Raw genomic sequence first — 22,716 nt, 5'->3', positions numbered from 1 at the left:
GACCTGTATAGTTCATCTTAGGACTAACAGAATACCTTGTATAGTATTTACAGGATTTACTCACAAATCTGTATAGCTATTTCCGGACGGGTCAGCCAAAGGAAAATATGGTGCGTTACTGAACATAGCGTGTGCGGTTTTGATACAGTGATGATTTGTTGTTTTATTATTAAAATTCTGATAGTTAGTATATTAAGTAAATGGAATAGATTTTATACGAATTGATTCGTACAGATATTAATCTTGATCATTACAGCCATGATAAAAAACAATTTTAAAATCGCCTGGAGAAACCTCATTAAAAACAAATTTTCATCGGCCATTAATATTGGCGGGCTTGCTATTGGTATGGCTGTTACCATGCTAATTGGTTTGTGGATTTTTGACGAGCTTTCCTTTAATAAATCCTTTAAAAATTACGACAGCATTGGCCAGGTAATGATCAGGCATAAGGATATTGACGGACTGGACGTCAACAAATCCATGGCTATTCCTTTGGGGACTGATCTGCGCATCAACTTTAAGGATGATATCAAAACCACTGTGCTATCAACACGTACAGAGGACCATATTATTTCTTCGGGCGAAGAAAAATTTACTCAACCAGGCAGGTACATGCAACCCGAAGCTCCGGATATGTTTAGCTTAACGATGCTGCAAGGTAGCAGCCGCTCCGCGTTAACCGACCCACATTCCGTTATATTGTCGCGATCACTGGCTAAAACTTTGTTTGGGGACAGCAACCCCATGGATAAACTGTTAAAGATAAATGATAAACTGACTGTAAAAGTAGCCGGGGTTTACCAGGATTTTCCGGGGAATACCGAGTTCAGCGATGTTAAGTTTATTGCGCCCTGGGATTTGATGAAGTCTTCGGGCAGCTGGTACCCCAGCCGCGAGACGGACTGGAACGATAACGGAATTGTTATTTATACCCAAATAACCGCACATCAATCATTCGAACGCGTATCGGCCAAAATTAAAAACGAAAAATTTAACCATATCAATAAGGCGCGGCAAAAAACAGATAACCCGGCGGTATTTTTACAGCCCATGAGCAAATGGCACCTTTACAACAAATTTGATCATGGGGTAAGCGTTACCAGTCCGCAGCTACAATTTGTTTGGCTTTATGGCATTATTGGTATTTTTGTGCTGATGCTGGCCTGCATCAACTTTATGAATTTAAGCACCGCCCGGTCTGAAAAAAGGGCGAAGGAAGTTGGCATCCGCAAGGCGATAGGTTCTTTACGTTCGCAGCTGATCAGCCAGTTTTTTAGCGAATCGCTGTTGATTTCTCTGTCTGCCTTTGCAGTCGCGCTGGTATTGGTTGAACTCGCCCTGCCCTGGTTTAACCAGGTGGCCGATAAGCAAATCACTGTTTTGTGGACTAACCCGGTGTTTTGGCTGGCCTGCATAGGCTTTACTTTATTTACAGGATTGGTTGCTGGTAGTTACCCGGCCCTGTATTTGTCATCATTTAAACCGGTTAAAGTACTGGCAGGTACGTTTAAAGCCGGGCGTTTGGCGGCCATTCCGCGCAAGGTTTTGGTAGTTGTTCAGTTTACAGTGTCCATAACGCTTATTATCGGCACCATTATCGTGTACCGGCAGGTATTGTTTTCAAAAAGCCGCCCGGTTGGCTACAGCCGGGAAGGGCTGGTTTATATCAATATGCAAACCGACGATATCCACAAACACTTCGACGCATTTAAGGAAGACCTGCTGAAAACGGGCGCGGTTGCCAATGCAGCTGAATCCAATGGTACTATAAACGAGCTATGGTCAAACAACGGCGGTTTTAGCTGGAAGGGCAAAGATCCGACCGCCGGCGATAAAATATATTTCGGCACCATTGGCGTAACGCCGGAATTTGGCAACACCGCAGGCTGGCAATTTACCGATGGGCGGGATTTTTCGCGCGCTGCGGTGGCTGCCGATTCAAATGCTTACGTGATCAATGAGGCCGCGGTAAAATACATGGGTTTGAAAAATCCGACCGGTGAAACCATTCAGCGCGATGGCAAAAATTTCAGGATAGTGGGCGTAATAAAAGATGTGCTGATGGAATCGCCGTATAAACCGGTTACTCCAACCGTTTTCTTTTTGGGTACCTGGAATCATGCAACTGTTAATATCAGGATAAACCCGCGCAGCAATACCAGTGATGCCCTGGGCAAAATTGAAGCGGTGTTCAAACAATACGCTCCTACCATGCCGTTTGATTACAAATTTGCAGATATTGACTATGCTAAAAAATTTGCTGCCGAAGACCGTATCGGCAAACTTGCCGGCTGCTTTGCGGGGCTGGCCATTCTGATCAGCTGCATTGGTTTATTCGGGCTGGCCTCATTTGTGGCCGAACAACGTACCAAAGAAGTGGGCATCCGTAAAGTACTTGGCGCATCCGTGGCAAATTTATGGAGCATGCTGTCAAAAGATTTTGTGGCATTGGTGGTGCTGTCGAGCGTGGTAGCCATGCCGATAGCTTATTATTTCCTGCATCAATGGTTGCAGCAGTATGAATACCGCACCACTATTTCGTGGTGGATATTTGCAGCAGCAGCGGGCGGGGCAATAATAATTACCTTATTGACGGTAAGTTTTCAGGCAATAAAAGCGGCTATTGCTAACCCCGTAAGGAGCTTAAGAAGCGAATAATAAACAGGCGGCAAAATAAATTTTATTAAAGCAACAACTTAGGTGATCACTCCCTTCATTGGTGCACGCCTGTGGTGTGTATCCAACCTGGTAGGTAAACAGTTTGCAGGTATTATAAAGTAATTCGAAATCGGATATTTGCCACCTTATTGCCGGGTAAGCTGCACTGCCTTGGGGGTTGTTTTACCTATTCTTTTGTCCCTTCGCGTAATCAGTTCGCAGATGCTGATGGCGGCTTCCTCAAAATCGTCGTGGTCATCCTTGAGCTGTAACCAGGCCGACTCAAATGTTTCGCCCTCATCAAAAACAAAATCGGTAATAGCCGGGATCTCCGCTTTAAGCCTCGCATGATCTTCCCGCTTTGTGGCTATCCACAAGCCATTGTGCTGGCTGTTTTTGCTAACCTTCCGAAAGATCAATACAATTTTGCCCTCAAAGTAAACATAGTACATGCCAACAGCTGGTTGGATGATCACGTTTGCCGGCAAATAGTCAAGCAGGAAATCAAAAGGCATCGGTTTTTTCATAAAGCAATTTGCTTTGGCTAAAATACAGTGTTGATACAACAATTCGTAAAAATATCCTGGCGCTTTAGCAGGTTCATTTAAATAGCGGTAGTCACATACATTTAATAAAGTTACCCCTGATAAGTGCCGCAAAAAGAATCCATGCTGCCCGATTCAAAATAACACGTGCCAGATTCAAATCAGCGTATCCTAACAAGAGTTTAAAACCTTTACTTTGATGTATACAATTAAATAAAAGGAGCGAATGCGCGGTATTGTCATATTCTTGTGTTTCTGTTTTTTTCGGCTCTGTTGCCAGGCACAAAAGCCGGCAATGTACCTGGATAGCATCAATCCGATCATTCAGCACGATAGCCATGGCGATTCTATCCGCAAGTATTTTTCCAGTACATTTTTTAACTACGAGAACTCCCCCTCCAAAAATAAAAACGTATTAATTGCCGCTTTTTATTCTAATAAACTGGCCGTAAACTATCGGCAGGCTTTACAAAAAATACCCCGGTTAAAGGAATATGGCGCCCGTGGATCGCGATCTTATATGCAACTTTTTGACGGTTATAGCGGGCAATATGCAATTCCGGTTTTTGATTCGTCGGGAATAATTATAACCGTTAACGGCATCAATCCCGAAAATGTTGATGACTATCAATTTCGGGTTATCGAGGATAAGCAAAAAGTAGTTTTGCCGTGGACGAAGCCAAAGCTATTTTGCAAAGCCTATTTGATGACTAAAATTGCCGATCCTGATAAAATAGATGAGTTATCGGCTTATTTAGGTCAGTTTAAAGCCGCATACGGTAAAGCCCTTACCTTCCAGGTACGCAGGATCAGTATGCCCGATAGTATTATAACTTCGGTATCAGCTTGTTGGGTAAAATGGCAGCCCCGGGTAGTTGGTGTGTTCACTTTTTCGCAGCTCCCCGATTTTTTAAGCATTTTTAAAAAACAGTGGACAAGCCCGTTGGAAAACCCGGATCAAACCGATTGGAGTAAGGACAAAGCCTTGAAATTAAAAAAAGACTTTGGCTACAACGAAAACAACCTGATCTTTTATTTAGATGATATTATTAAATCAAAAAATATCATTGAATATAACCTGGTAAACGGAAAGGACAGTACGGGCTGGAAGGTTAATGATTTTGATTTTAATTTGGTTTGGTTCAAAAACCTCTTGCCCGGCCAGTACCGGCTAAAAATACGTTACAGCGTACAGCGTAATAATATTTGCACCTATGTATTTACCGTAAAGGCGGCCTGGTATCAAACGGTATGGGCTAAGGCTGCCTTAAGTTTGCTTGGTATATTGGCCGGCGGGTTTCTGTTATTACTATGGCGATCAAGAAAGCAGGCCGAAAAACTAAAAGAACAAAGTATTTTAAAGCAATTGGTGCAAACCGAGCTCAGATCTATCCGGTCGCAGTTTAACCCGCATTTTGTGTTTAATGCCCTCAGCTCCATACAAGGGCTTATCACCAAAAACGACTCGCAGAACGCGTCGAAATATTTAATTGAGTTTAGCAATTTAATGCGCGATTCCCTAAAAGCCAGTGATAAGGAGTTTGTAAGCATTTTTACCGAGATCAAGATACTGGAGAATTATTTAGCGCTTGAAAAGCTGCGGTTTGGGTTTGATTATCAAATTAAAGTAGACGGGCAGATAGATGCCAGCGCCCTTGAAATACCGGCTTTGTTTTTACAACCCCTGGTAGAGAACGCGGTAAAGCATGGCATATCGGCGCTGCAGGAAAATGGGCAACTGATTGTACTGTTTGAGAAATTGAATAACGACATGGTGGTGAGCGTAAACGATAATGGCAAAGGGTTTACCGAAAGTGATAACGTTAATGGATTTGGCCTTCAGTTAACCAAAGAGCGGATAAAATTATTGAACCAGACACTTAACGGGCAGCAAATAGAATTTTCGGTAAAAAGGACGGATAATAGAACACAGGTTGTTATCCATTTTAAAAATTGGCTAATATGATACGAGCGGTAATTATTGATGACGAAAAAAACAATATTGAAAATATTGTACGCCTGCTAAAAAAGCATGAACTGCCGGTAGTTGTAGTGGGGGCGGCCACTAATGCCGATGATGGCGTAGATTTAATTGCAGCAAGCAACCCCGACTTGTTGTTTTTAGATATTCAAATGCCGGATAAAAACGGCTTTGAAGTGCTTAAAGCCTTACCGCATCCCCAGTTTGAAGTGGTTTTTGTAACCGCGTTTGATCAATATGGGATACAAGCCGTTAAGTTTTCGGCTATAGATTATTTGTTGAAACCAATAGATCCCGAAGAGTTGAAAGCATCTGTTAGCAAGGTTGAAGCAAAGCTTAACCAAAGGAAGACAAACCTGCAGCTCGAAAATTTAATGGAGTTTATTAAAGATAAGGACGCAAAAAAGGAACACAAATTAGCCCTGGCCTCCACTAAAGAGATCAGGTTTGTACATACCGGGGATATCATCCGTTGCGAATCATCAAACGCTTACACCCAGTTCTTTTTATCCGATGGGAAAAACATCATGGTATCAAAACCCATTTTTGAATATGAGGAATTATTAAGCAGCTACGACTTTATCCGGTGCCATCAATCGCATTTAGTTAATATAAAGTTTATCAAAAGTTTACTCAAGGAAGATTCGGGCTACCTGTTACTGGACGATAATACCCGCATCCCTATCTCCAGGAACAAAAAGGAGAACGTAATAAAAGCCTTACACACCATAAAAAAATAAAAAATCTTATCATGAAAAATTTATTATTAGTGTTACTAATGTGCAGCAGCACCTATTTAAGCGCGCAAAATTTATCGCCCATTGCCATCGAGGATAAAAAAATGGACGGATATCTCATGAGCCGGAAACCTGCAATATTGACCGTCCAAATAAAAAACCTTCCGGATAGTGTTAAAAAAGTAAATATTCAATATACTCTCGTACAACTCGCCGGAGGTTTCCAGGCTACCAAATATGCAGAAACAGATGCTGCCGGCCTGGCAAAAATAGTACTTGATCAGAATTTACCTTACCAGCAAATATGGTTAAGCGCCGGCGATTATTTATATGCAGGCGTATATGTTAATACCGGGCTTACAGTTACCATAGATGCACACCAGGTGGCCAAAGACGGAGCCTACATGATAGGCACGGGAGTAACTTATTCCGGTTACGACGGAGAGCTAAACACCGTGATGAATAAAAAAATATTATTTAAAAAGGCGGAAAGAGAGGGTTTGATTAATAACCTGCGTAGCCTATGCAGCGCGAGAAAAAAATATGTCCCAGATGCCTTCACCTTCAAAACCGATTCTGTTTTACAGCTATTGAAAAATATGGATAGCGAATTTATAGCTGGTAACCGTGATTATGAATGGGCTGTTAACAATGAAACCTTATCAGAGTTTTACCAGCAAATTTGTGTTGCTTACTGGAATGACACCATGCCCGACCAGGTTTTTAAACAATTAAACGCTCATCGGCCTTTATTTACAAGCAACGACGGCGTAATGTATTACAAGTACCTGGAGATTTACAGTTTGGGTAAAGGACACTTTAAAACACAAGATGTGCTTGCCGGTTTCATAAAACTATTTGACAGTTTATATACACAGCAGCGGTCTGATCTGTTAAAACTATCCCTTTTAGAATCAGAGAAAGATACTTATGCCCGGAGTTACCCAATTATCATCAATAGTATCAAAACAAAGTGGTGCAAAAAAATCGCGACAGATGAATTGGCTAAAGTTGATGCTAACCAAAAAAGAATAGACGGCCTTTTTGCCTCATCAAAAAAATTAGAAAATACAGATATTGGCGCACCGTTAATGCGGTTACCTTTTGATGCCAGCTTATACCAATTAGATACCGTAGCAAACATTGATAACTTTATACTAAGCCTAAAATCAGCATTCCCAAACAAGGCGCTCATTATCGATTTTTGGGCTACCTGGTGCGCCCCCTGCTTAGGCGATTTGCCCTTCAGTAAAAGTTTGCACGAGAAAAATAAAGACCTGCCTATTGAATACATCTATCTGTGTACCACCAGCGGTTCAAACATCAATACATGGAAAAACAGGATTGGGGATCTGCAAATCCCGGGTACCCATATTTTTGTGAACGATAAAATTATATCCAGGCTAAAAACCGCGTTCAACGCAGAAGGCGGATTCCCAACTTATGTGGTTATAGATATCAATGGCAAAATAAATCAAACAAAAATCACTTTCATGGGAGCATTGGATAAGGGTAGTTTAAAAAAGACTGTGGGTCTTTAGCAGACCGAACTCGTTGAAACTTTCGCCTCCGCTGTACGAAGTCATGCGCTGCCGCAAGGTTAATGTTATTGAATTGTGGTTTAAATGACTGTAAATCAGTATTTTGCCTGCCAAATGAGGATCACTTGTGACTTTTGTAAACCAATTATATCGCAGGCACAGGTCAGCTTCCGCTCCTGTCCCGGCACAAGACCTGCGCTAAAATGGTAAAGCATCCTTTAGTCAGAGACATCGAAGGGCGCCGGCGGACAACCAGGCTACAAATAACAAAACCGCGCAGCCCATAAGCTACGCGGTTTTCAGCCAGGCTAAAATTAATATTAGTTATGAAGTACCTGGTTCATTACCACATTACCATTTGCATCATCGGTTAAGTACAGCGAGTAAATTTTACCAGCCTGCAGGTTGGCAAAGGTAAAAGTGCCAACGCTGTTTTTGGATGTAAGTCCGGCCACCTGAATGGTGAGATCACCCGGCGCTACATATTTGTAACCGGTTGCCAGGTTCCTGACCAGGGAACCCGAAAATTCGTCGCCATTTGAGTTTTTAATGGTAATGATGTTTGGGGCCTTGTCGCTCAGGTGGATAAACTTGATTTTCACCTGCCCGTTGTTAGGGGTGGCAAGGTCATCTTCAAAATTTTTCACCCTCGCGTTTGATCCTGATCCTGCCAGGTAAACCGTAAAATTTACACCATTTGCGGTATAAAGAGATCCGGAGGCATACACCGAATTGGTACCGGCGTTTTTGAATTCGGTAACCATATTCTTGCCCGAAGGCGCGTTAATATAGGCCGAGGCATCCGTATAATTTAATCCGCCGCTTACCAGTACATTACCAGCCAGTGTAAAACTCTGCGGACCGGCTGTAGCCGATGCATTGACCACTTTAATATTAAACTGCCCCGAAGGATCGATGGTGTTTTTCTTACATGAAGAAATAGCTAACACTGCTATAAATAAGGCCAGGCCTGTAAATAGCTTTTTATAACTCACTGTTGTTTTCATAAGGATTTTCATTTTGTTGATGGATATATTTAATTTTTAAGTTGAGCGCAGGGATTACATGTATTTTACTTTGATTTCAACCTTGGGCTGCGTTTTAAGATCGACCTTGAATTCATCAAATGCAGGTTTTTTCATTTTAGTCATGAAAAAGTTGGAGAAGCCAAAACCTTCTTTGGGTATGCCGATGAAATTCTTGTCGATTTTTCCGTTCGCGTTTTCATCATCAAGCAGGGTGATGCCATAGATGCCGGCTTCAAGGGTAAGCTCTACCGTCATGATGCCCTTATCGAGGTTACGTTTGTCAAATGAAAACTTTTTGAAGGGTTCTTCCTTATCGTAACTGGCCTGGTCTTTAAATACACTAACAACGATGGTCCCTTTTGCCGACCTGATCCCCGTAATTTTAACCGGGAGTTCCTGGGCCCTGATAGAAGAGCCAAAGAAAATAAGGAGTAAACCGATCAATAGGTTAATGCCGAATACAGTTGTCTTTTTCATAATTATAAATTCAATTTTTGAGATTAATTTGAAGCGAAGGTATTAGCCCTATGTGCAGGCTGCTTGTGAAAAGTAAGTGAAGCGGGCATATTCATAGCCGGAGGAGCATATGACGGGTTTAAAAAGTTGCGCCGTATTTCATAATTTTACTGTTGTATGAGCAGCAATAATAAAAGAGCCGGCGTTTGGGGGCGGCTAATTAAACGTTCGGTGCCTATTTTGCCCGCTTCGGTGTCTCGGTCCGGCTATAGTTCATTGCCAATCGGTAACTTTACAGCTATGCAGGAAAAATTGCCCTTAAAGCGTTTGGTGCGCCTTACCTGGTTACAGACCATCATCATTGGCTTTATTTTTTACCTGGTGATCTCTAATTCGCATGAGACACCTCCCCATATTATCGCTTTTACCACGTTGACAATGTCGGGGATCTTGCTTGTTGGCTATGCGGATATTTCCCTGATGATACTCTTAGCCAGAAAAAATTCTATCAGATCTAAAAGATTTTCCATAGCGCGTTCCTTGTTCGGCTACCCGGTAAGCATATTGATCTATCTGTTGCTACGGCCTGCATTTTCCTATTTCGGGGGGATGAAATGGAATTTTTTTGATATTGGTTCATTCCTGGCGTTTTTCGGCTCGGGCATAGTGGTCAATACGCTGATCACGCTGCTACATAATTCCGTGTTATTATATGAGCATAAAATGAATAGCGAACTTGAGCTCTCCAGGTTAAGGGCCGTTAATGCCGAAGCTATGAACCTGGCTTTAAAGCAGCAAATCCACCCGCATTTTTTATTCAACGCCTTAAATACGCTAAAGGCCCTATACCATAAGGATACCCAGGTTGCCGATGATTATATTGTGCATATGGCTAATTTTTTAAGGGCATCCATTTATCATCACAGCACCCATGTTTCCAAATTGAAAGCGGAGATTGATTTGCTTTACGATTACCTGGAAATGCAGCGGATAAGGTTTGGAGCCGCGTTAGATTGCAGCGTAGACCTGCCTGCCGAAACGTTAGAAAGCTGTTATCTGCCCTCATTTTCTTTGCAGCCTTTACTTGAAAACGCTATCAAACACAATAATTTTACTATGGAAGCCCCTTTGAAAGTAACAATCAGGCAGCAGGATGGGTGGCTCAAAATCAGCAATAACATCCAAAAGAAGAATATAAAAGTGGCGTCTACCAGCTATGGCCTGGCTAATTTGGCCGAACGCTATAAACTTTGGTCGGGCGATGACATCATCATTAAAGAGGATGCGGATATATTTTCAGTAAGTATCAAATTATTAAATAATGAATATCGTAATCATTGAAGATGAAGGTTTGGTTGCAGATGAGCTGGAAACCAATATCAGGAAACTATTTGAGGAAGCTGTACAGATTGATAAACTCAGATCTGTAAAAGAAGGAATCGCTCATTTTAAAAATAATGATGTCCCTGACCTGATTTTTAGTGATATTCAACTGGGCGACGGGCTTAGTTTCGAGATCTTCATCGCAGCCCCGGTTTTGGCGCCGGTAATTTTTATTACCGCCTATGATGAATATGCGCTGGATGCTTTTAAAGCAAACGGTATCGATTATATTTTAAAGCCTTTTACCTTTGGGATATTAGAAAAAGCTATTGAAAAATACAGGCAGTTAAAAAAAGTATTGTCGACCGAGCAAACCCCGCAATATGAGGCGTTGATGCAGCTGCTGGCCGCCAGGGACACACAGCGGTCTGCATCGGTATTGGTATATCACCAGGATAAGATCATCCCGGTAAAAATTGAGGAGATAGCGGTTTTTTATCTTGAAAATGAAGTGACACACCTGGTTACTTTTTCGGGGAAAAGATATTATCCGAATAAAAACCTGGATGAACTGGAAAGAATGTCAGGCACAAATTTTTTCAGGGCGAACCGGCAGGTTTTAGTTTGCCGGAACGCCATCATTGATGTATCCAGTTTTTTTTCGAGAAAGCTGTCCTTAAACCTCAAAATAGCCCTGGATGAGAAAGTGATTGTTAGTAAGGGTAAAGCCGCCCAATTCCTTGCCTGGCTGGCGAGTGCCTGATTTGCAGGTGCTTCGTAATAAAAAACGGCCGCTTTTTGAATAGGGCATGGCAGTTGCCTTTAATTCAGCCGTCATGCCGAACTTGTTTCGGCACCCCACTTGCCAAGTATACTTCATGGTGGAAACCTGTCCTGTGGGATCCTTAAACAAGTTCAGGAAGACTTCTTTTTATAACTTGCCATTGTTTCGTTTCTCCCATTACAAGTTGCAAATTCAGACTTAGTTTTCAAAACTTCGTAAGTCTTTCGTCGCCTCGTCATCTCCACCTTCACATTCTGCGGATTTTAAAAGTCCAATTCAACCTCTTACCTCCAATCCATTCAAACCGGCATTTGCCGCTTCCACCCTCACATTGCCCGCTTAGGCCAGTTTTACCTTTCGGGGGCCGTACCAGCGCCCCATCTTTGTCATAAATAATTCAAACGGCCTTTGGGCTGCAAACAAAAAAGCACAACAAAAAAAAGAAATTTATGAAAAAGTTAATTTTAGCGGTTCTTATATTGGCATCTGCAAAAACCTTTGCGCAAACAAGCACCGGCGATCAAAGCTTCGCAAAGAAAATCATGAGCCGACTGGAATTTGGTATCAAAGCGGGTGTCAATGTCAGCAATTTTCAAAACTTTAATTTACCTACAGATCCGCTGATTGGTTTCCATGCAGGTGCAAGCGTAGCTTATAAATTTACAGATCACTTTATGGTACAGGAAGATTTTCTTTACTCATTGCAGGGAGCAAAGCTTAAAGGCGGCATATTGGGCACTCAGGATATCAAGCTTTCTTATGTACAAGTGCCTATCCTTTTAAAATACCGCACCACCTCTGGCTTTTACGTAGAAGCCGGTGCCCAAACAGGCATTCTGCTTAAAGAAGAGATCGCCGGATTTAACACTACAAACGAGAAAGTATTTAAAAAGATAGACGCGTCGGCAGTTGGCGGCCTCGGTTTCCAGTCAAAAATGGGATTGGGCATCGGCGCAAGGTATGCCTATGGTTTTACTAAAGCGGGTAACTTCCCAACTTCTGCGGCTATCAATAACGACTTTAAAAACAGCACCATCCAGGCCAGCCTGTCTTATACATTTTAATCCTGCTACAAAAACATAGTCCTCTGAGTAAGTAATTGTCCCGGCCTTTTTTGGGCCGGGCTTTTTTATCAAATAACAAATTTTATAATGATCGAGGTTTTTAAAACAACTGTAGAAAGCTCAACTGATGCGGAAATATTGCTTATACTATTGCGCAGCCAGGATTCTTAACTTGAAGTTAACTTCGACCTGGAAGACTGCGATCATATACTAAGAGTTAAAGGGCGGCAGTTTTGTATACCGGGCATTATAGCGCTATTAACCAGGCATGGCTTTGAATGTATGGTATTAACGTAACAAGATTTTTGGGAACAGCTTCATCAAGTATTTTTAATGCTAAATTCGCTCAAACAATTTATGCGGATAAAAATATTTTTCCTGGGGCTATTGCTTCATTTTGGTAATTCGGCAAGTGCCCAAAAGCTACATGGGTTTAAAGGAAGCCTGATTTATACCCTGGGACCGGATACTTCGGCAATAGGCAACTATGAATTAAACGGAAACGAATTTATGCTTACGGTAGTTTCCATGAGCCCAAATGTTAACGTTAGTAAATTGAAAGGTATCTTTTTTCCCGATGGCCAACTGATGCATGTGGAGGGGATTAATTATAATCCGACCGGGGGCAAAGACTCATTGGTTTACACTTATAATTTAAATTACGCCAGGGATACTACATCTATTGAAACAAGAAGCGGAACCAGGAGCAGCCGGCGTAAGTACCCCGTAAAAATTATGGTGGCCAATAATCTTGGTGGCGATGCCATTGTTTTTATGCCAGCCCTGCTGGCCAACTTTGCACCGAAACGAGTAGGTGATAGCGTAATGAGCAGCCACATTGTGTTTAACAGTGCCAGGAAGTTTATGATCAAAAAAACAGGCAGCCAAAAACTATTGCTGGGCAGTTCTGTAATGGGGATGTTTACTATATTTTTAGATAAAGACGATAAAGTACAATCGGTAGATGGTATGGGTACATCGTTTAATATTAAAGGTAAGGCAGGGGCGTATTTAAATATTGATTCGGTAATAGCTGTAAACGTTAAGCAACTGCACCTGCATCCGCGGTTGGCTATTATTAATAAATTGGATTCTGTAAAAACAACCATCAACGCGGCCAATGTTAAAATCATATACTCCCGTCCGTCTGTAAGAGGTAGGGTAATATTTGGCGAAGTTGTGCCATGGAACCGCATTTGGCGGACCGGGGCCGACGCGGCCACAAAAATTTATTTAAGCAAGCCGCTTTACTTTAACGGTAGTGAACTACCGGCCGGCACGTACTCCATATTTACGATGCCAAGCCCTACTGGCTTTACGTTAATATTCAATAAGCAAGCCAATATATGGGGAACCGAGCACAACGCAGATTATGATCTCTTAAAGATCCCGATGCAAACCCAATCTTTAGATGAGCCTGTAGAGTTATTGACATTTGCGATAGCTCCCGCTGATAATAACGGCGGCGTTATAAGCTTTAGCTGGGACAAGGTAAAAGCATCTGTTGGTTTTACTACCGCACCCTGATGTTTTTTGATAAAAGTTTAACCAGGTATTTATCGATAGCCGTAGAAACTGGCACGATGGGACGATCCCTTTTTTAAAAGATATTTTTTGTAATTATGACTGCATAGTCACCTGTTTGTCAAATCGATACCAACGGCTGGATAACCATTTGTGACTGCTCTTATATTCGCATATTTAGTTGAACAACCACAAATGCAGGAAACTAAAGGATTATTAGACAAGATCAAACACCACGATAGGTTAGATATTACGGTGAATGAAAACTGTAAGATTAAGATACCAGATGATATTTTAGAAAAACTGCTTAGACCGCACAAACTGGCTCATTACTGTTTTATTTTTTTAGATGAGGGTACAGAAACTTATAAGGTAGACTTACAGGATATCACCATAACCGATAGTCAGTTGATTTTTGGTTTGCCGAACCAGGTGTTTTTAAATCCGCCCAAAAGCAGTCACAGCCTAAATTATAAAGCTGCCTTTGATGAGAATGTACTGGCCTTGCTGCCCAATTCATTCCCATTTTTATTAGATCCCTTAAATACCAATACCATCACGTTTGGGCCGGATGCTAAAGAGCGTGTTAAATCGGTTTTCTCCAATTTGTTCCAGTTACTTCATGCCGCGGGAAAGCAAAAAAACACGGAGATCATTTTGGCTCATTTGAATACACTTTTAACTGAATTTAACAGCGCTTATTTTGGGCAAAGCAACCAGGATAACCTGCCAAATCCAAAATTAGCTAAATACATTGCGTTTAAACTTGCGGTAGAAACGCAGCTGACCGAGCAAAATGACGTGCATAGTATTGCCGGGCAACTGGCCATGACCACAAGTAGCCTTTATGGTATTGTAAAGGAGTTTTCGGGTGTTTCGCCCAAGGAGTGGATGACCAACCGGCTCATGCTTGAAGCAAAGCGCAAGCTGCAATTTTCTACACTTTCGGTAAAAGAACTGGCGTATGAGCTTGGTTTTAACGACCCCGATTACTTTTCACGGCTATTTAAAAAGAGTACCGGTAAAAGCGTAAGTGCATTTTTAGCAGATCATCACGATTAGTCCAGTACTTCAAATGATTTGTACACCCCGTTTGGTTTGCTGCGGGATACTTTTGTCCTGTTAGTTTCAAAACCATTATTTAAATGAAAATAGCATTAGTAACAGGGGCCAACAAAGGTATTGGCTTTGAAGTAGCAAGGCAGCTTGCCCAAAACGGGTTCTTTGTTTATTTAGGCAGCCGCAGCATCGAAAGCGGATGGGCAGCAGTAGAAAAGTTGAAAGCCGAAGGGCTCCAAAACGTGGAAGCTGTACAACTGGAAGTAACCAACCAGCAATCTATCGATGCCACCCGGGCTGTAATAGGCAAAAAAACAGAAGTATTGGATGTGCTGGTTAACAATGCGGGTATTTCCGGCGGATTTCCCCAGTCGGCACTTAGCGCAACAATCGATCAATTCAGAGCGGTATATGAAACCAATGTGTTTGGTGTGGTTGCTGTTACGCAGGCATTTATCGACTTGTTAAAAAAATCAGTTGAGCCACGTATTGTAAACGTAAGCTCGGCTATGGCCTCGCTTAGCCTGGCGGCAGATCCTTCCATGCCTGGCTATGATAATAAAATGGCGGTATACCAATCCAGTAAATCGGCTCTTAACATGTACACTGTTAACCTGGCCTACGCGCTGCGCGATCTGCCTTTTAAAGTAAACGCAGTTTGCCCCGGATATACTAAAACCGATTTTACCGGTCACCAGGGTACAAGTACCGTACAAGAGGCAGGGCAACGGATAGCAAAATATGCCCTGATTGATCAGTACGGCCCTACAGGAGGATTTTTTAGCGCGGAGTATTTTCCTGAACCGGCAAGTTGCCCATGGTAAACGGGATGCCCAAAGGGTTGAATTGGAAAATAGTTTAGATTCGGTATTTAAATTTGCATGCGGGATACGCATGTGATGCGTCTTTACAAAAAAATAATAAGGGTCTGCCGGATTTATCTGGCAGGCCCTTCCTATAACAAGCCCGACGCCTTTTATATGTGAAATACCAATATCTCAAACAACACCCGATTTATTTCGGGTAGTGGGTGTAAAATGGTCTGCTATATTTTTTTAGTGTTGAGGTTTGGGAGCAGGCCGGTAAAAATGCCTATTAAAGGAAGAAATGCGCATACTTTAAAAACATATTCAATACTGGTCATGTCGGCCAGACGCCCTAATACGGCAGAGCCAAGGCCGCCTATGCCAAAGGCTAAACCAAAGAACAGCCCGGCGATAAGGCCAACCTTACCGGGTACTAAATCTGTAGCGTATACCAGTATGGCCGAAAAAGCCGACGAAATAATTAAGCCAATAATTACAGATAAAACTCCCGTCCAAAACAGTGAGGCGTAAGGGAGCATCAGGGTAAAGGGTGCCACCCCGAGTATAGAGATCCAAATAATGTACTTGCGCCCAAAACGATCTCCTAACGGACCGCCCAGCAACGTACCGGCGGCTACCGCACCCAAAAACGCGAAAAGATAAATTTGCGATTGCTGCAGCGAAAGATGGAATTTACCGATCAGGTAAAAGGTATAATAACTGGTCATACTTGTCAGGTAGAAGTATTTAGAAAAAATAAGCACCATCAATATGCCCAGGGAAAATAGGACCCTTTTTTTTGAAAGGGAGCTACGTACATCTGCAATCGCTTTATTTTTATTTAATGCTTTCAGGTCCAGCTGTTGCTGATACCAGCGGGCTATTGTAGATAGGATGATCATGCCAGCGAAAGCTGCCAAACAAAACCAGATGAGGTTAAACTGCCCGTAAGGTGCTACAATTATAGCTGCCAGCAGGGGGCCTATAGCACTACCTGCATTGCCACCTAATTGAAAGATAGATTGAGCAAGGCCTTTTCGGCCACCCGATGCCAGGTGGGCCACCTTTGATGAATCGGGATGGAATATGGATGAGCCAATGCCAATAAGGCTAACTGCCAGTAAAACTGTAATGAAGCTCGCGGCAAATGATACAGCAAGCAAGCCAAATAACGTAAAGCCCATTCCAATAACCAACGAATAAGGCCGTGGTTTTTTATCGGTATAAAACCCAACAAAAGGCTGCAAAATTGATGCTGTTAACTGGTAGGTGAGTGTTATTAATCCTATTTGTGAAAATGTAAGATGAAACCTGCTTTTAATAAGGGGGTAAACAGAAGGCACCACAGATTGCAGCATGTCATTCAACAGGTGCGCAAAGCTGATGGTAAATAAAATGGAGAAAACGGTACGCTGGGCAATCTGCTTAGCGTCGATGGTGTTGTTGTTAGAGTTTATCATGGTTATTAATCAGATCATCTGATGTATTTAGTGAAAAACGATATTAATGGTAGCCGATAATCTTTGCAGCTGTTGCCCAGGCCATTTTAGCATTACCGGCAGTAATGTTTTTCAATAGTTGCTCATGCAGGTCATAAGTTTCAATAAACAGGGCTGTATCCGGGTATATATTTATAAACCATTCTTTGAGGTGAACGCTCGCGCCCTTGTATAGGTCGGCAAGTATCTCGTTTTTTGAGGCTTCGGCTATAGCAATATGAAATTGTATGTCGGCTTCTATACATTCCTCTATCAAGTTGTTGTCTGCCGCTATCCGCCTGTTGTTTAAATGTTTTTTTATGGCCTCAATATCCTTGTCAGTTCTGTTTAACGCCGCTTTTTCGGCAATTTTTATTTCCAGCAATTGCCTTACCTCGTCCAGGTCCTTAACATTGGCGCGTTTCAACCGTAAATCCATTGGTTCGCGACTACCGGTTTGATCAACAAAAGTGCCCACACCTTGCTGCACCCTTAGTAAACCGGCGTTAGTGAGTAATTTAATGGCCTCGCGGATGGATGACCGTCCAACACCAAAAGTTTTCATCAACTCAGGTTCTATAGGTAATTTTTCGTTCACCTTGTAGTGGCCTAATGATATTTGCTCCTGTAATTTAGCAGCAACTTCTTCGGCAAGCGTTTTCCTGTTAATATAAACCTTCATCTTTTATTCATCCTATCATCTGATGAATACAAAAGTAAAATAAATATATTATTTCCCAAATTGATTCGCCGTTGTTTTGGTGTTTACCGCAGAGAAATCGCTTTTAAAGATTTGCATAGCAATAGGTAGCTCCTATGGAGCAAAAAAGCATAAATTATTTGTTCTACAAATAGGTAGCCGCTATGCGGCATACTTTCGTCTTATTAAATATTCGATGCCGCATAGCGGCTACCTGTTTGCAGAAACAAAAGAACCAGATAAAATGCCGCATAGCGGTTACCTATTGTGCTATTGAAAGATGTTACCTTATGCGGAAATGTTAAACGCGATTTTCCAGGTGTTTACCCGGAAAAGAATCAATAAATTAGGGCCAGGAATTAAGATGATTGCTGGTTTAATATCGATATGGCTGTCTCCACGATGTATAAACTTTTCCGCTGGCTGTAGTAAGCTGAACCCTGAATGAAAGGAGGTGGAGGTTTTTGTTCCCAAATTCCATATCCCATTGTATGGTGCTTTTAGCCTTCAGCGTTTTGCCTTCGTATTCCCATTTGAATTGGTCATAAAGGTCATCGCCATTAAGGCCTTGAATAACATCAACATTTTTTATAATGATATCCTTATTGCCGGTATTGGTTATCGTGATATGAAAAGCGTCGATAGGGGCTGCATGTGGTTTGGTTACCAATTTATGCGCAAACCCGAAGCTTACGTTTGTTTGCTGGCTCCAGTAGTACCCCACAAGCAATGCTATCGGGATAAGCACAAGGCCGATAATAGCCAATCTTTTGCCAGCCGCTCGTTTACGTTGGGGCTGTTTCACAGAAGTAGCAGAAAGGTGTTGTTTCCCCGGGTTTAATGCCGGCCGCGATGCAGTTTTCTGTTTAAAGGGGTAAGGCATAGTACTATTTAAATGTTGCTATAAGGTTCAAAACATTTGCCCAAAGCCGGTAACGCATGACTTTATTGTTTACCACGGTTATTGCCGGTTATAAAAGCTGGACTTAGTTATAGTACTTATATAAAGTACAATGATACATAAATGAATCATTGTTATGAATTAGCCAGGTAAGGTTTTTGTTGAGATGCATAATTGGAAGCCGGGTATCGGGAAGGAGTATTTAGGTGGACTGTTTTAGGCGGGAACGCAAATTTAGGATTTGCATGGGGGAGAGGCAAAAAAGTCGCGTCGCTACAAAAAATATTTCTTTGCGTTAAGGATTGTCGTGGAAAGCCCACAGCACGCGCGGCCGGTGCGGGTAATGGCCTGTGAGGACTTGAAACAGAAAGCCTGACCGCCGCTTCTACCGGCGGGGGTAACGCCCCCGGGTAGCATTAAATAACCTATGCTTTATTTAACGCGGTTAAATAGCATTCATGTTAAAAGGCAGTTTTCTGATGCGGTTTCCGGTTAAATCATAAATAGCATCTGTTAATGCAGGCGCAAACGGGGGCAGACCGGGTTCGCCTACGCCGCCTGCATCGGCCGGGTTTTCCATTATGTGTACTTCCACCAGCGGCATATCACTCATACGGGGCATTAAATAATCGTAAAAATTATGTTGTTCTACCAATCCGTCTTTAAAGGTGATTTCATGTATAGTTGCGGCACCAAGTGCCATTACAACAGATCCCTCTATTTGTGCCGTGATAATATCCGGGTTAACATACCAGCCGCAATCCATCACTGCCCAAACTTTGTCAATCTTTACTTTTCCGGCGGCATTACGGGATACTTTAACTACCTGGCCAACGGTGGTTTCAAAGCATTCGGTAATGGCCACGCCAAAGCCTTCATTTTTTTTGCGTGATTTCCAGCCGGATACTTCTTCCATTTTACTGATCAAGGCCTGGCAACGCTCATCTTTCAAATACTGCCTGCGAAAATCAAGCTGATCTTTTCCTGCCAATACAGCCATCTCGTTCATGAAGCTTTCGTAGGCAAAGCCATTGGTTGAGGCATATACCGAGCGCCACCACATGTTAGGTAAAGGCATTTCATACGGAACATCCGCAAAACTTAAATTTTTGATGCTGTCATAATAAGGTTTCAAAAAACCTTCGGCAGTGCTGTTATTTGCTTTATCACGCGAAGGACCGTTCCAATGATCGATATTTTGGCCTGCCATTTTGAATTTTAAGGCACTGATCTCGCCATTTTCAACCGAGCCTTGCCCCCTATAGGAAATACCAGCGCGATAGGGGCCCTGTTTAATATCGTCTTCGCGTGTCCAAACCACCTGCACCGGCGCACCAATTTCTTTTGAAATGGCTACGGCCTCGTGCGTATAATCTAAAAAGGCTTTCCTGCCGAAACCACCACCCAAAAAAGTCATGTTAACGATGACCTTTCCTTTAGGCATTTTAAATTTACTGGTAATATCGCCCTGTACCCAGTCCGGGGCTTGTATTGGTCCCCATATTTCTATTTTATCGGGCTGGTAATGTGCTATGCAGTTTAATGGCTCCATAGCAGCATGCGCCTGGTAAGGTGTTTGATAAATTACGTCTATCTTTTTGTCGGCCTTATTTAAAATACCATCCGGATCGCCCTGTTTTTTAAAGGAAAGACCTTCTTTGGTTTTAAGTAGATCTTCATGAGCTTTATAAATATCAGCAGTATTTACGTGCTCAAAACCGCTTTCATCCCATTCAACATGTAAGGCTTTGCGACCTTGCATGGCTGCCCAGGTGCTGTTGGCAATAACCACAACACCATCGCGGGTAGTGTTAAAAACCATCATCTGTATTTTAAATACCTGTTTTACGCCAGGCACTTTCAGCGCTGCCGAACCATCAAAACTTTTTACTTTTCCGCGCAGCCTGGGGCTACGTTCAACCACGGCGTATACCATTCCGGGCAGCTTTTTATCCAAACCAAAAATAGCTTCACCATTGGTTTTCATTGGCGTATCCATCCGTTGCAGCGGCTTGCGGATAAGCTTGTACGCTGAGGCATCTTTAAGCTTAACCTCTTTTGGGGGCGTAAGCTTTGATGCATCTGCAACCAACTCACCGTAATGGAGCTTTTTGCCCGATGGCTTATGAATAACGTAGCCCGAACCGGCATAACATTCACTTGCCGGAACGTTCCATTTGTTTGCTGCCGCGGTGATCAACATTTCGCGGGCGGTTGCACTTAGTTTTAACAGTTTTTTATAAGATCCCCTGATGGTTGAGCTGCCGCCGGTAATCTGGCTGCCGTATTTAACCGGATCGCCCTGGGCAAAAACTACATTGATATCTTTAAGATCTACTTCCAGCTCTTCGGCAATAATTTGTGGTACCGATTGAAAAGAACCCTGGCCCATTTCGGCGCGGTGATCTGTTAGCGTTACCTTGCCATTGGCATCGATACGGATCCAGGCGTTAAATTCAAATCCCGACAGGTCGGCCGTATTCACAGTGATTAACTCTCCTTTTTTTGCATTGGCAGGGAAATAAAAGCCTAAACAAAGGGCGCTGCCGGCAATGCCGGATACCCTCAGAAAATTTCTTCTTGAAAGTGCGTTGGTTTCCATAATGGCTACTCTAAACTTTTAAATCCTTTATTTGATTTTAGCAGATGGTGCATAAGCGCCTTTGGCTATCCATAAACGTACCTGTGCGGCAAAAGCCGGCCGGCTCATTGGCGGCAGGGTACGTCCCTCGCCCGGATGCCAGGCCCAGCCAACCAGGGCGTCATTAGCCATATGATCTATTAATTGTGCTTTTGTACGGCCACCATTTTGTTTAGGGTCAAGCAACTGTAGCGCCAGCTCACGTGGCGTGCGGCCCTGAAACACCATGCGCATGTTTGCCGGTGGTAGGCCCCATTTGGGATTTCCGGGCGGCATATGTAAACCGGCTGTGTTTTCGGCCTGGTGGCAGTTGCTGCAACGCATGGAGTATACGCCATGCCCATCAAGCCCCCGCGTTACATTCATGGTATGTAAATGGCTGTCGTCGCCTTGTAATGGCGTATTGCCGGATGGATGGCAATTCATGCAGCGCGCGCTCATCAAAACTTTATACACAGACATAAATGCCTTTGTTGAGCCAACGCTATCCTTAGGTAAAGTTGGGTAGTTTTTATTGATTACCTTTTCAGATCTGAAGGATAATGAAACAAACCCAACTATAGATAGAAAGCAGCTGATAATTATCAGTTTTTTCATGACTTAACCCCTTCCGTTTGCATTGCTGCGGCTTTATGTATAGCGGCCCTAACACGTTGATAAGTACCACACCGGCAAATATTGCCCGACATGGCATCGTCAATATCCTGGTCTGTTGGGTTGGGGTTTTCGCGCAACAAAACTGCTGCCGACATGAGTTGCCCTGATTGACAATAGCCGCATTGCGGAACACTCATTTCGTTCCATGCTAATTGCAACGGATGATTGTTATTGGCCGAAAGACCTTCAATGGTAACTATGTTTTGCCCGGCCGCCCGGTTTATTTTTGTAACGCATGAGCGCACGGCTTCGCCGTTTAAATGAACGGTGCAGGCACCACATTGGGCCGCGCCACAGCCAAATTTAGTGCCGGTTAAACCCAAAATGTCGCGGATAACCCAAAGCAATGGCATATTGGGGTCGGCCTCAATATCGTGGCGTTGCCCGTTTACGGTAATGGTGATCATATGCAAATGGTTAGTTAGGTAAATTTAAATTAAAAATCTATAAAAAAACTACATATCTGCAATCGCTATCAAAAACGTTTTTTTTGAATTTAGATTGAAAAGGGGTATATGATTATTGGAAGGATATACCAACGCGCAGAAGGAGGCAGGCATCAACTGTTTGATTTGCCCGTGGGCGATGAATGCGGAGCGTTTTTTAAAATATAGATAAAAGGTATGCGCGGCTTTATCGCGCATACCTTCAGTAATCCGTTTATTATTCTATAACAGGGGTTTTCGCTTTGGTTTGTATATAACTTTTGAGTTGCTACCTTGCTGTTGTTTTTCTGCTTTTGGGGGATGGGTTTCCTTGGTCGCCTCTCCTTTGATCTTTTCCTTGGTTTCCATAAAGTGTAGTGTATTTATTATTAAATGATAAGTTGC

20 protein-coding genes and 1 pseudogene are annotated in these 22,716 nt (G+C 42.7%); 11 read left to right on the top strand and 10 right to left on the bottom strand.

The window, feature by feature from the left end; all coding sequences use genetic code 11:
- Positions 1–258 precede the first annotated feature (258 nt).
- Positions 259–975, top strand: a pseudogene (locus FHS10_RS29340) (ABC transporter permease); the annotation flags it as partial.
- Between the two features lie 162 nt (positions 976–1,137).
- Positions 1,138–2,661: an FtsX-like permease family protein gene (locus FHS10_RS29335; RefSeq protein WP_374759841.1), complete on the top strand. Its 1,524-nt coding sequence runs from the start codon at positions 1,138–1,140 to the stop codon at positions 2,659–2,661.
- A 146-nt stretch (positions 2,662–2,807) separates the two neighbouring features.
- Here the strand turns inward: FHS10_RS29335 and FHS10_RS26975 are convergent, their stop codons facing one another.
- Positions 2,808–3,188, bottom strand: a complete 381-nt coding sequence (locus FHS10_RS26975; RefSeq protein ID WP_259097117.1) for a hypothetical protein — start codon at positions 3,186–3,188, stop codon at positions 2,808–2,810.
- A gap of 313 nt (positions 3,189–3,501) precedes the next feature.
- Here FHS10_RS26975 and FHS10_RS26970 point away from each other — a divergent pair, with 313 nt between their 5' ends.
- The 3 genes from FHS10_RS26970 to FHS10_RS26960 are packed head-to-tail and all read left to right on the top strand — an operon-like array spanning position 3,502 to position 7,465.
- Positions 3,502–5,172 carry a sensor histidine kinase gene (locus FHS10_RS26970; RefSeq protein WP_259097116.1) on the top strand — a complete coding sequence of 557 codons (1,671 nt, stop codon included), beginning with the start codon at positions 3,502–3,504 and terminating at the stop codon, positions 5,170–5,172.
- Positions 5,169–5,927 carry a LytR/AlgR family response regulator transcription factor gene (locus FHS10_RS26965; RefSeq protein WP_259097115.1) on the top strand — a complete coding sequence of 253 codons (759 nt, stop codon included), beginning with the start codon at positions 5,169–5,171 and terminating at the stop codon, positions 5,925–5,927. The genes FHS10_RS26970 and FHS10_RS26965 overlap by 4 nt, the downstream gene beginning before the upstream one ends.
- Before the next feature lie 11 nt (positions 5,928–5,938).
- Positions 5,939–7,465 (top strand): TlpA family protein disulfide reductase, encoded by a 1,527-nt coding sequence (locus FHS10_RS26960; RefSeq protein WP_259097114.1) that lies wholly within the window; start codon positions 5,939–5,941, stop codon positions 7,463–7,465.
- A gap of 320 nt (positions 7,466–7,785) precedes the next feature.
- Here FHS10_RS26960 and FHS10_RS26955 read toward each other — a convergent pair whose 3' ends face one another.
- Both FHS10_RS26955 and FHS10_RS26950 read right to left on the bottom strand, forming a co-directional pair.
- Positions 7,786–8,472, bottom strand: coding sequence for a DUF4397 domain-containing protein (locus FHS10_RS26955; protein WP_259097113.1), 687 nt, complete (start codon positions 8,470–8,472; stop codon positions 7,786–7,788).
- A gap of 54 nt (positions 8,473–8,526) precedes the next feature.
- Positions 8,527–8,970, bottom strand: a complete 444-nt coding sequence (locus FHS10_RS26950; RefSeq protein WP_259097112.1) for a DUF2141 domain-containing protein — start codon at positions 8,968–8,970, stop codon at positions 8,527–8,529.
- Between the two features lie 156 nt (positions 8,971–9,126).
- Here FHS10_RS26950 and FHS10_RS26945 point away from each other — a divergent pair, with 156 nt between their 5' ends.
- The 6 genes from FHS10_RS26945 (at position 9,127) to FHS10_RS26920 (ending at position 15,527) form a co-directional block, all read left to right on the top strand.
- The gene (locus tag FHS10_RS26945) at positions 9,127–10,290 is read left to right on the top strand and encodes a sensor histidine kinase (RefSeq protein WP_259097110.1); all 1,164 of its coding nucleotides are present in this window, start codon (positions 9,127–9,129) and stop codon (positions 10,288–10,290) included.
- Positions 10,271–11,035 (top strand): LytR/AlgR family response regulator transcription factor, encoded by a 765-nt coding sequence (locus FHS10_RS26940; RefSeq protein ID WP_259097109.1) that lies wholly within the window; start codon positions 10,271–10,273, stop codon positions 11,033–11,035. Before FHS10_RS26945 ends, FHS10_RS26940 begins: the two co-directional genes overlap by 20 nt.
- Before the next feature lie 470 nt (positions 11,036–11,505).
- Positions 11,506–12,120 carry a porin family protein gene (locus tag FHS10_RS26935; RefSeq protein WP_259097108.1) on the top strand — a complete coding sequence of 205 codons (615 nt, stop codon included), beginning with the start codon at positions 11,506–11,508 and terminating at the stop codon, positions 12,118–12,120.
- 333 nt (positions 12,121–12,453) lie between these two features.
- On the top strand, positions 12,454–13,647 hold the full coding sequence (locus FHS10_RS26930) for a DUF2911 domain-containing protein (protein ID WP_259097107.1): 1,194 nt from the start codon (positions 12,454–12,456) through the stop codon (positions 13,645–13,647).
- A gap of 192 nt (positions 13,648–13,839) precedes the next feature.
- Positions 13,840–14,706, top strand: coding sequence for a helix-turn-helix domain-containing protein (locus FHS10_RS26925; RefSeq protein ID WP_259097106.1), 867 nt, complete (start codon positions 13,840–13,842; stop codon positions 14,704–14,706).
- 83 nt (positions 14,707–14,789) lie between these two features.
- A complete protein-coding gene (locus FHS10_RS26920; RefSeq protein ID WP_259097105.1) occupies positions 14,790–15,527 on the top strand; it encodes an SDR family oxidoreductase in 738 nt (245 codons plus the stop codon).
- A gap of 221 nt (positions 15,528–15,748) precedes the next feature.
- Here FHS10_RS26920 and FHS10_RS26915 read toward each other — a convergent pair whose 3' ends face one another.
- The 7 genes from FHS10_RS26915 to FHS10_RS26885 all read right to left on the bottom strand — a co-directional run bounded on the left by FHS10_RS26915 (position 15,749) and on the right by FHS10_RS26885 (position 22,680).
- Positions 15,749–16,969 carry an MFS transporter gene (locus FHS10_RS26915; protein ID WP_259097104.1) on the bottom strand — a complete coding sequence of 407 codons (1,221 nt, stop codon included), beginning with the start codon at positions 16,967–16,969 and terminating at the stop codon, positions 15,749–15,751.
- 43 nt (positions 16,970–17,012) lie between these two features.
- On the bottom strand, positions 17,013–17,669 hold the full coding sequence (locus tag FHS10_RS26910; protein WP_259097103.1) for a FadR/GntR family transcriptional regulator: 657 nt from the start codon (positions 17,667–17,669) through the stop codon (positions 17,013–17,015).
- A 394-nt stretch (positions 17,670–18,063) separates the two neighbouring features.
- Positions 18,064–18,570 (bottom strand): hypothetical protein, encoded by a 507-nt coding sequence (locus FHS10_RS26905; protein ID WP_259097102.1) that lies wholly within the window; start codon positions 18,568–18,570, stop codon positions 18,064–18,066.
- Between the two features lie 463 nt (positions 18,571–19,033).
- Complete coding sequence (locus tag FHS10_RS26900; protein WP_259097101.1) at positions 19,034–21,190, bottom strand: xanthine dehydrogenase family protein molybdopterin-binding subunit; 2,157 nt, start codon at positions 21,188–21,190, stop codon at positions 19,034–19,036.
- Between the two features lie 27 nt (positions 21,191–21,217).
- Positions 21,218–21,826 carry a hypothetical protein gene (locus FHS10_RS26895; RefSeq protein WP_259097100.1) on the bottom strand — a complete coding sequence of 203 codons (609 nt, stop codon included), beginning with the start codon at positions 21,824–21,826 and terminating at the stop codon, positions 21,218–21,220.
- Positions 21,823–22,293 (bottom strand): (2Fe-2S)-binding protein, encoded by a 471-nt coding sequence (locus tag FHS10_RS26890; RefSeq protein WP_259097098.1) that lies wholly within the window; start codon positions 22,291–22,293, stop codon positions 21,823–21,825. Before FHS10_RS26890 ends, FHS10_RS26895 begins: the two co-directional genes overlap by 4 nt.
- A gap of 261 nt (positions 22,294–22,554) precedes the next feature.
- Complete coding sequence (locus tag FHS10_RS26885) at positions 22,555–22,680, bottom strand: hypothetical protein (protein WP_259097097.1); 126 nt, start codon at positions 22,678–22,680, stop codon at positions 22,555–22,557.
- Positions 22,681–22,716: the final 36 nt, after the last annotated feature.

Source organism: Mucilaginibacter dorajii, assembly GCF_024808255.1.
Classification (GTDB): domain Bacteria; phylum Bacteroidota; class Bacteroidia; order Sphingobacteriales; family Sphingobacteriaceae; genus Mucilaginibacter; species Mucilaginibacter dorajii.
Note: the sequence above shows the minus strand (reverse complement) of the source record. Positions and strands in the feature narration are given on the sequence as shown.

Coding starts and splice junctions, on each gene's coding strand:
- FHS10_RS26975 (WP_259097117.1), bottom strand. CDS start 3,188: ATGAAAAAACCGATGCCTTTTGATTTCCTGCTTGACTATTTGCCGGCA.
- FHS10_RS26970 (WP_259097116.1), top strand. CDS start 3,502: ATGTACCTGGATAGCATCAATCCGATCATTCAGCACGATAGCCATGGC.
- FHS10_RS26965 (WP_259097115.1), top strand. CDS start 5,169: ATGATACGAGCGGTAATTATTGATGACGAAAAAAACAATATTGAAAAT.
- FHS10_RS26960 (WP_259097114.1), top strand. CDS start 5,939: ATGAAAAATTTATTATTAGTGTTACTAATGTGCAGCAGCACCTATTTA.
- FHS10_RS26955 (WP_259097113.1), bottom strand. CDS start 8,472: ATGAAAACAACAGTGAGTTATAAAAAGCTATTTACAGGCCTGGCCTTA.
- FHS10_RS26950 (WP_259097112.1), bottom strand. CDS start 8,970: ATGAAAAAGACAACTGTATTCGGCATTAACCTATTGATCGGTTTACTC.
- FHS10_RS26945 (WP_259097110.1), top strand. CDS start 9,127: ATGAGCAGCAATAATAAAAGAGCCGGCGTTTGGGGGCGGCTAATTAAA.
- FHS10_RS26940 (WP_259097109.1), top strand. CDS start 10,271: ATGAATATCGTAATCATTGAAGATGAAGGTTTGGTTGCAGATGAGCTG.
- FHS10_RS26935 (WP_259097108.1), top strand. CDS start 11,506: ATGAAAAAGTTAATTTTAGCGGTTCTTATATTGGCATCTGCAAAAACC.
- FHS10_RS26930 (WP_259097107.1), top strand. CDS start 12,454: ATGCTAAATTCGCTCAAACAATTTATGCGGATAAAAATATTTTTCCTG.
- FHS10_RS26925 (WP_259097106.1), top strand. CDS start 13,840: ATGCAGGAAACTAAAGGATTATTAGACAAGATCAAACACCACGATAGG.
- FHS10_RS26920 (WP_259097105.1), top strand. CDS start 14,790: ATGAAAATAGCATTAGTAACAGGGGCCAACAAAGGTATTGGCTTTGAA.
- FHS10_RS26915 (WP_259097104.1), bottom strand. CDS start 16,969: ATGATAAACTCTAACAACAACACCATCGACGCTAAGCAGATTGCCCAG.
- FHS10_RS26910 (WP_259097103.1), bottom strand. CDS start 17,669: ATGAAGGTTTATATTAACAGGAAAACGCTTGCCGAAGAAGTTGCTGCT.
- FHS10_RS26905 (WP_259097102.1), bottom strand. CDS start 18,570: ATGCCTTACCCCTTTAAACAGAAAACTGCATCGCGGCCGGCATTAAAC.
- FHS10_RS26900 (WP_259097101.1), bottom strand. CDS start 21,190: ATGGAAACCAACGCACTTTCAAGAAGAAATTTTCTGAGGGTATCCGGC.
- FHS10_RS26895 (WP_259097100.1), bottom strand. CDS start 21,826: ATGAAAAAACTGATAATTATCAGCTGCTTTCTATCTATAGTTGGGTTT.
- FHS10_RS26890 (WP_259097098.1), bottom strand. CDS start 22,293: ATGATCACCATTACCGTAAACGGGCAACGCCACGATATTGAGGCCGAC.
- FHS10_RS26885 (WP_259097097.1), bottom strand. CDS start 22,680: ATGGAAACCAAGGAAAAGATCAAAGGAGAGGCGACCAAGGAAACCCAT.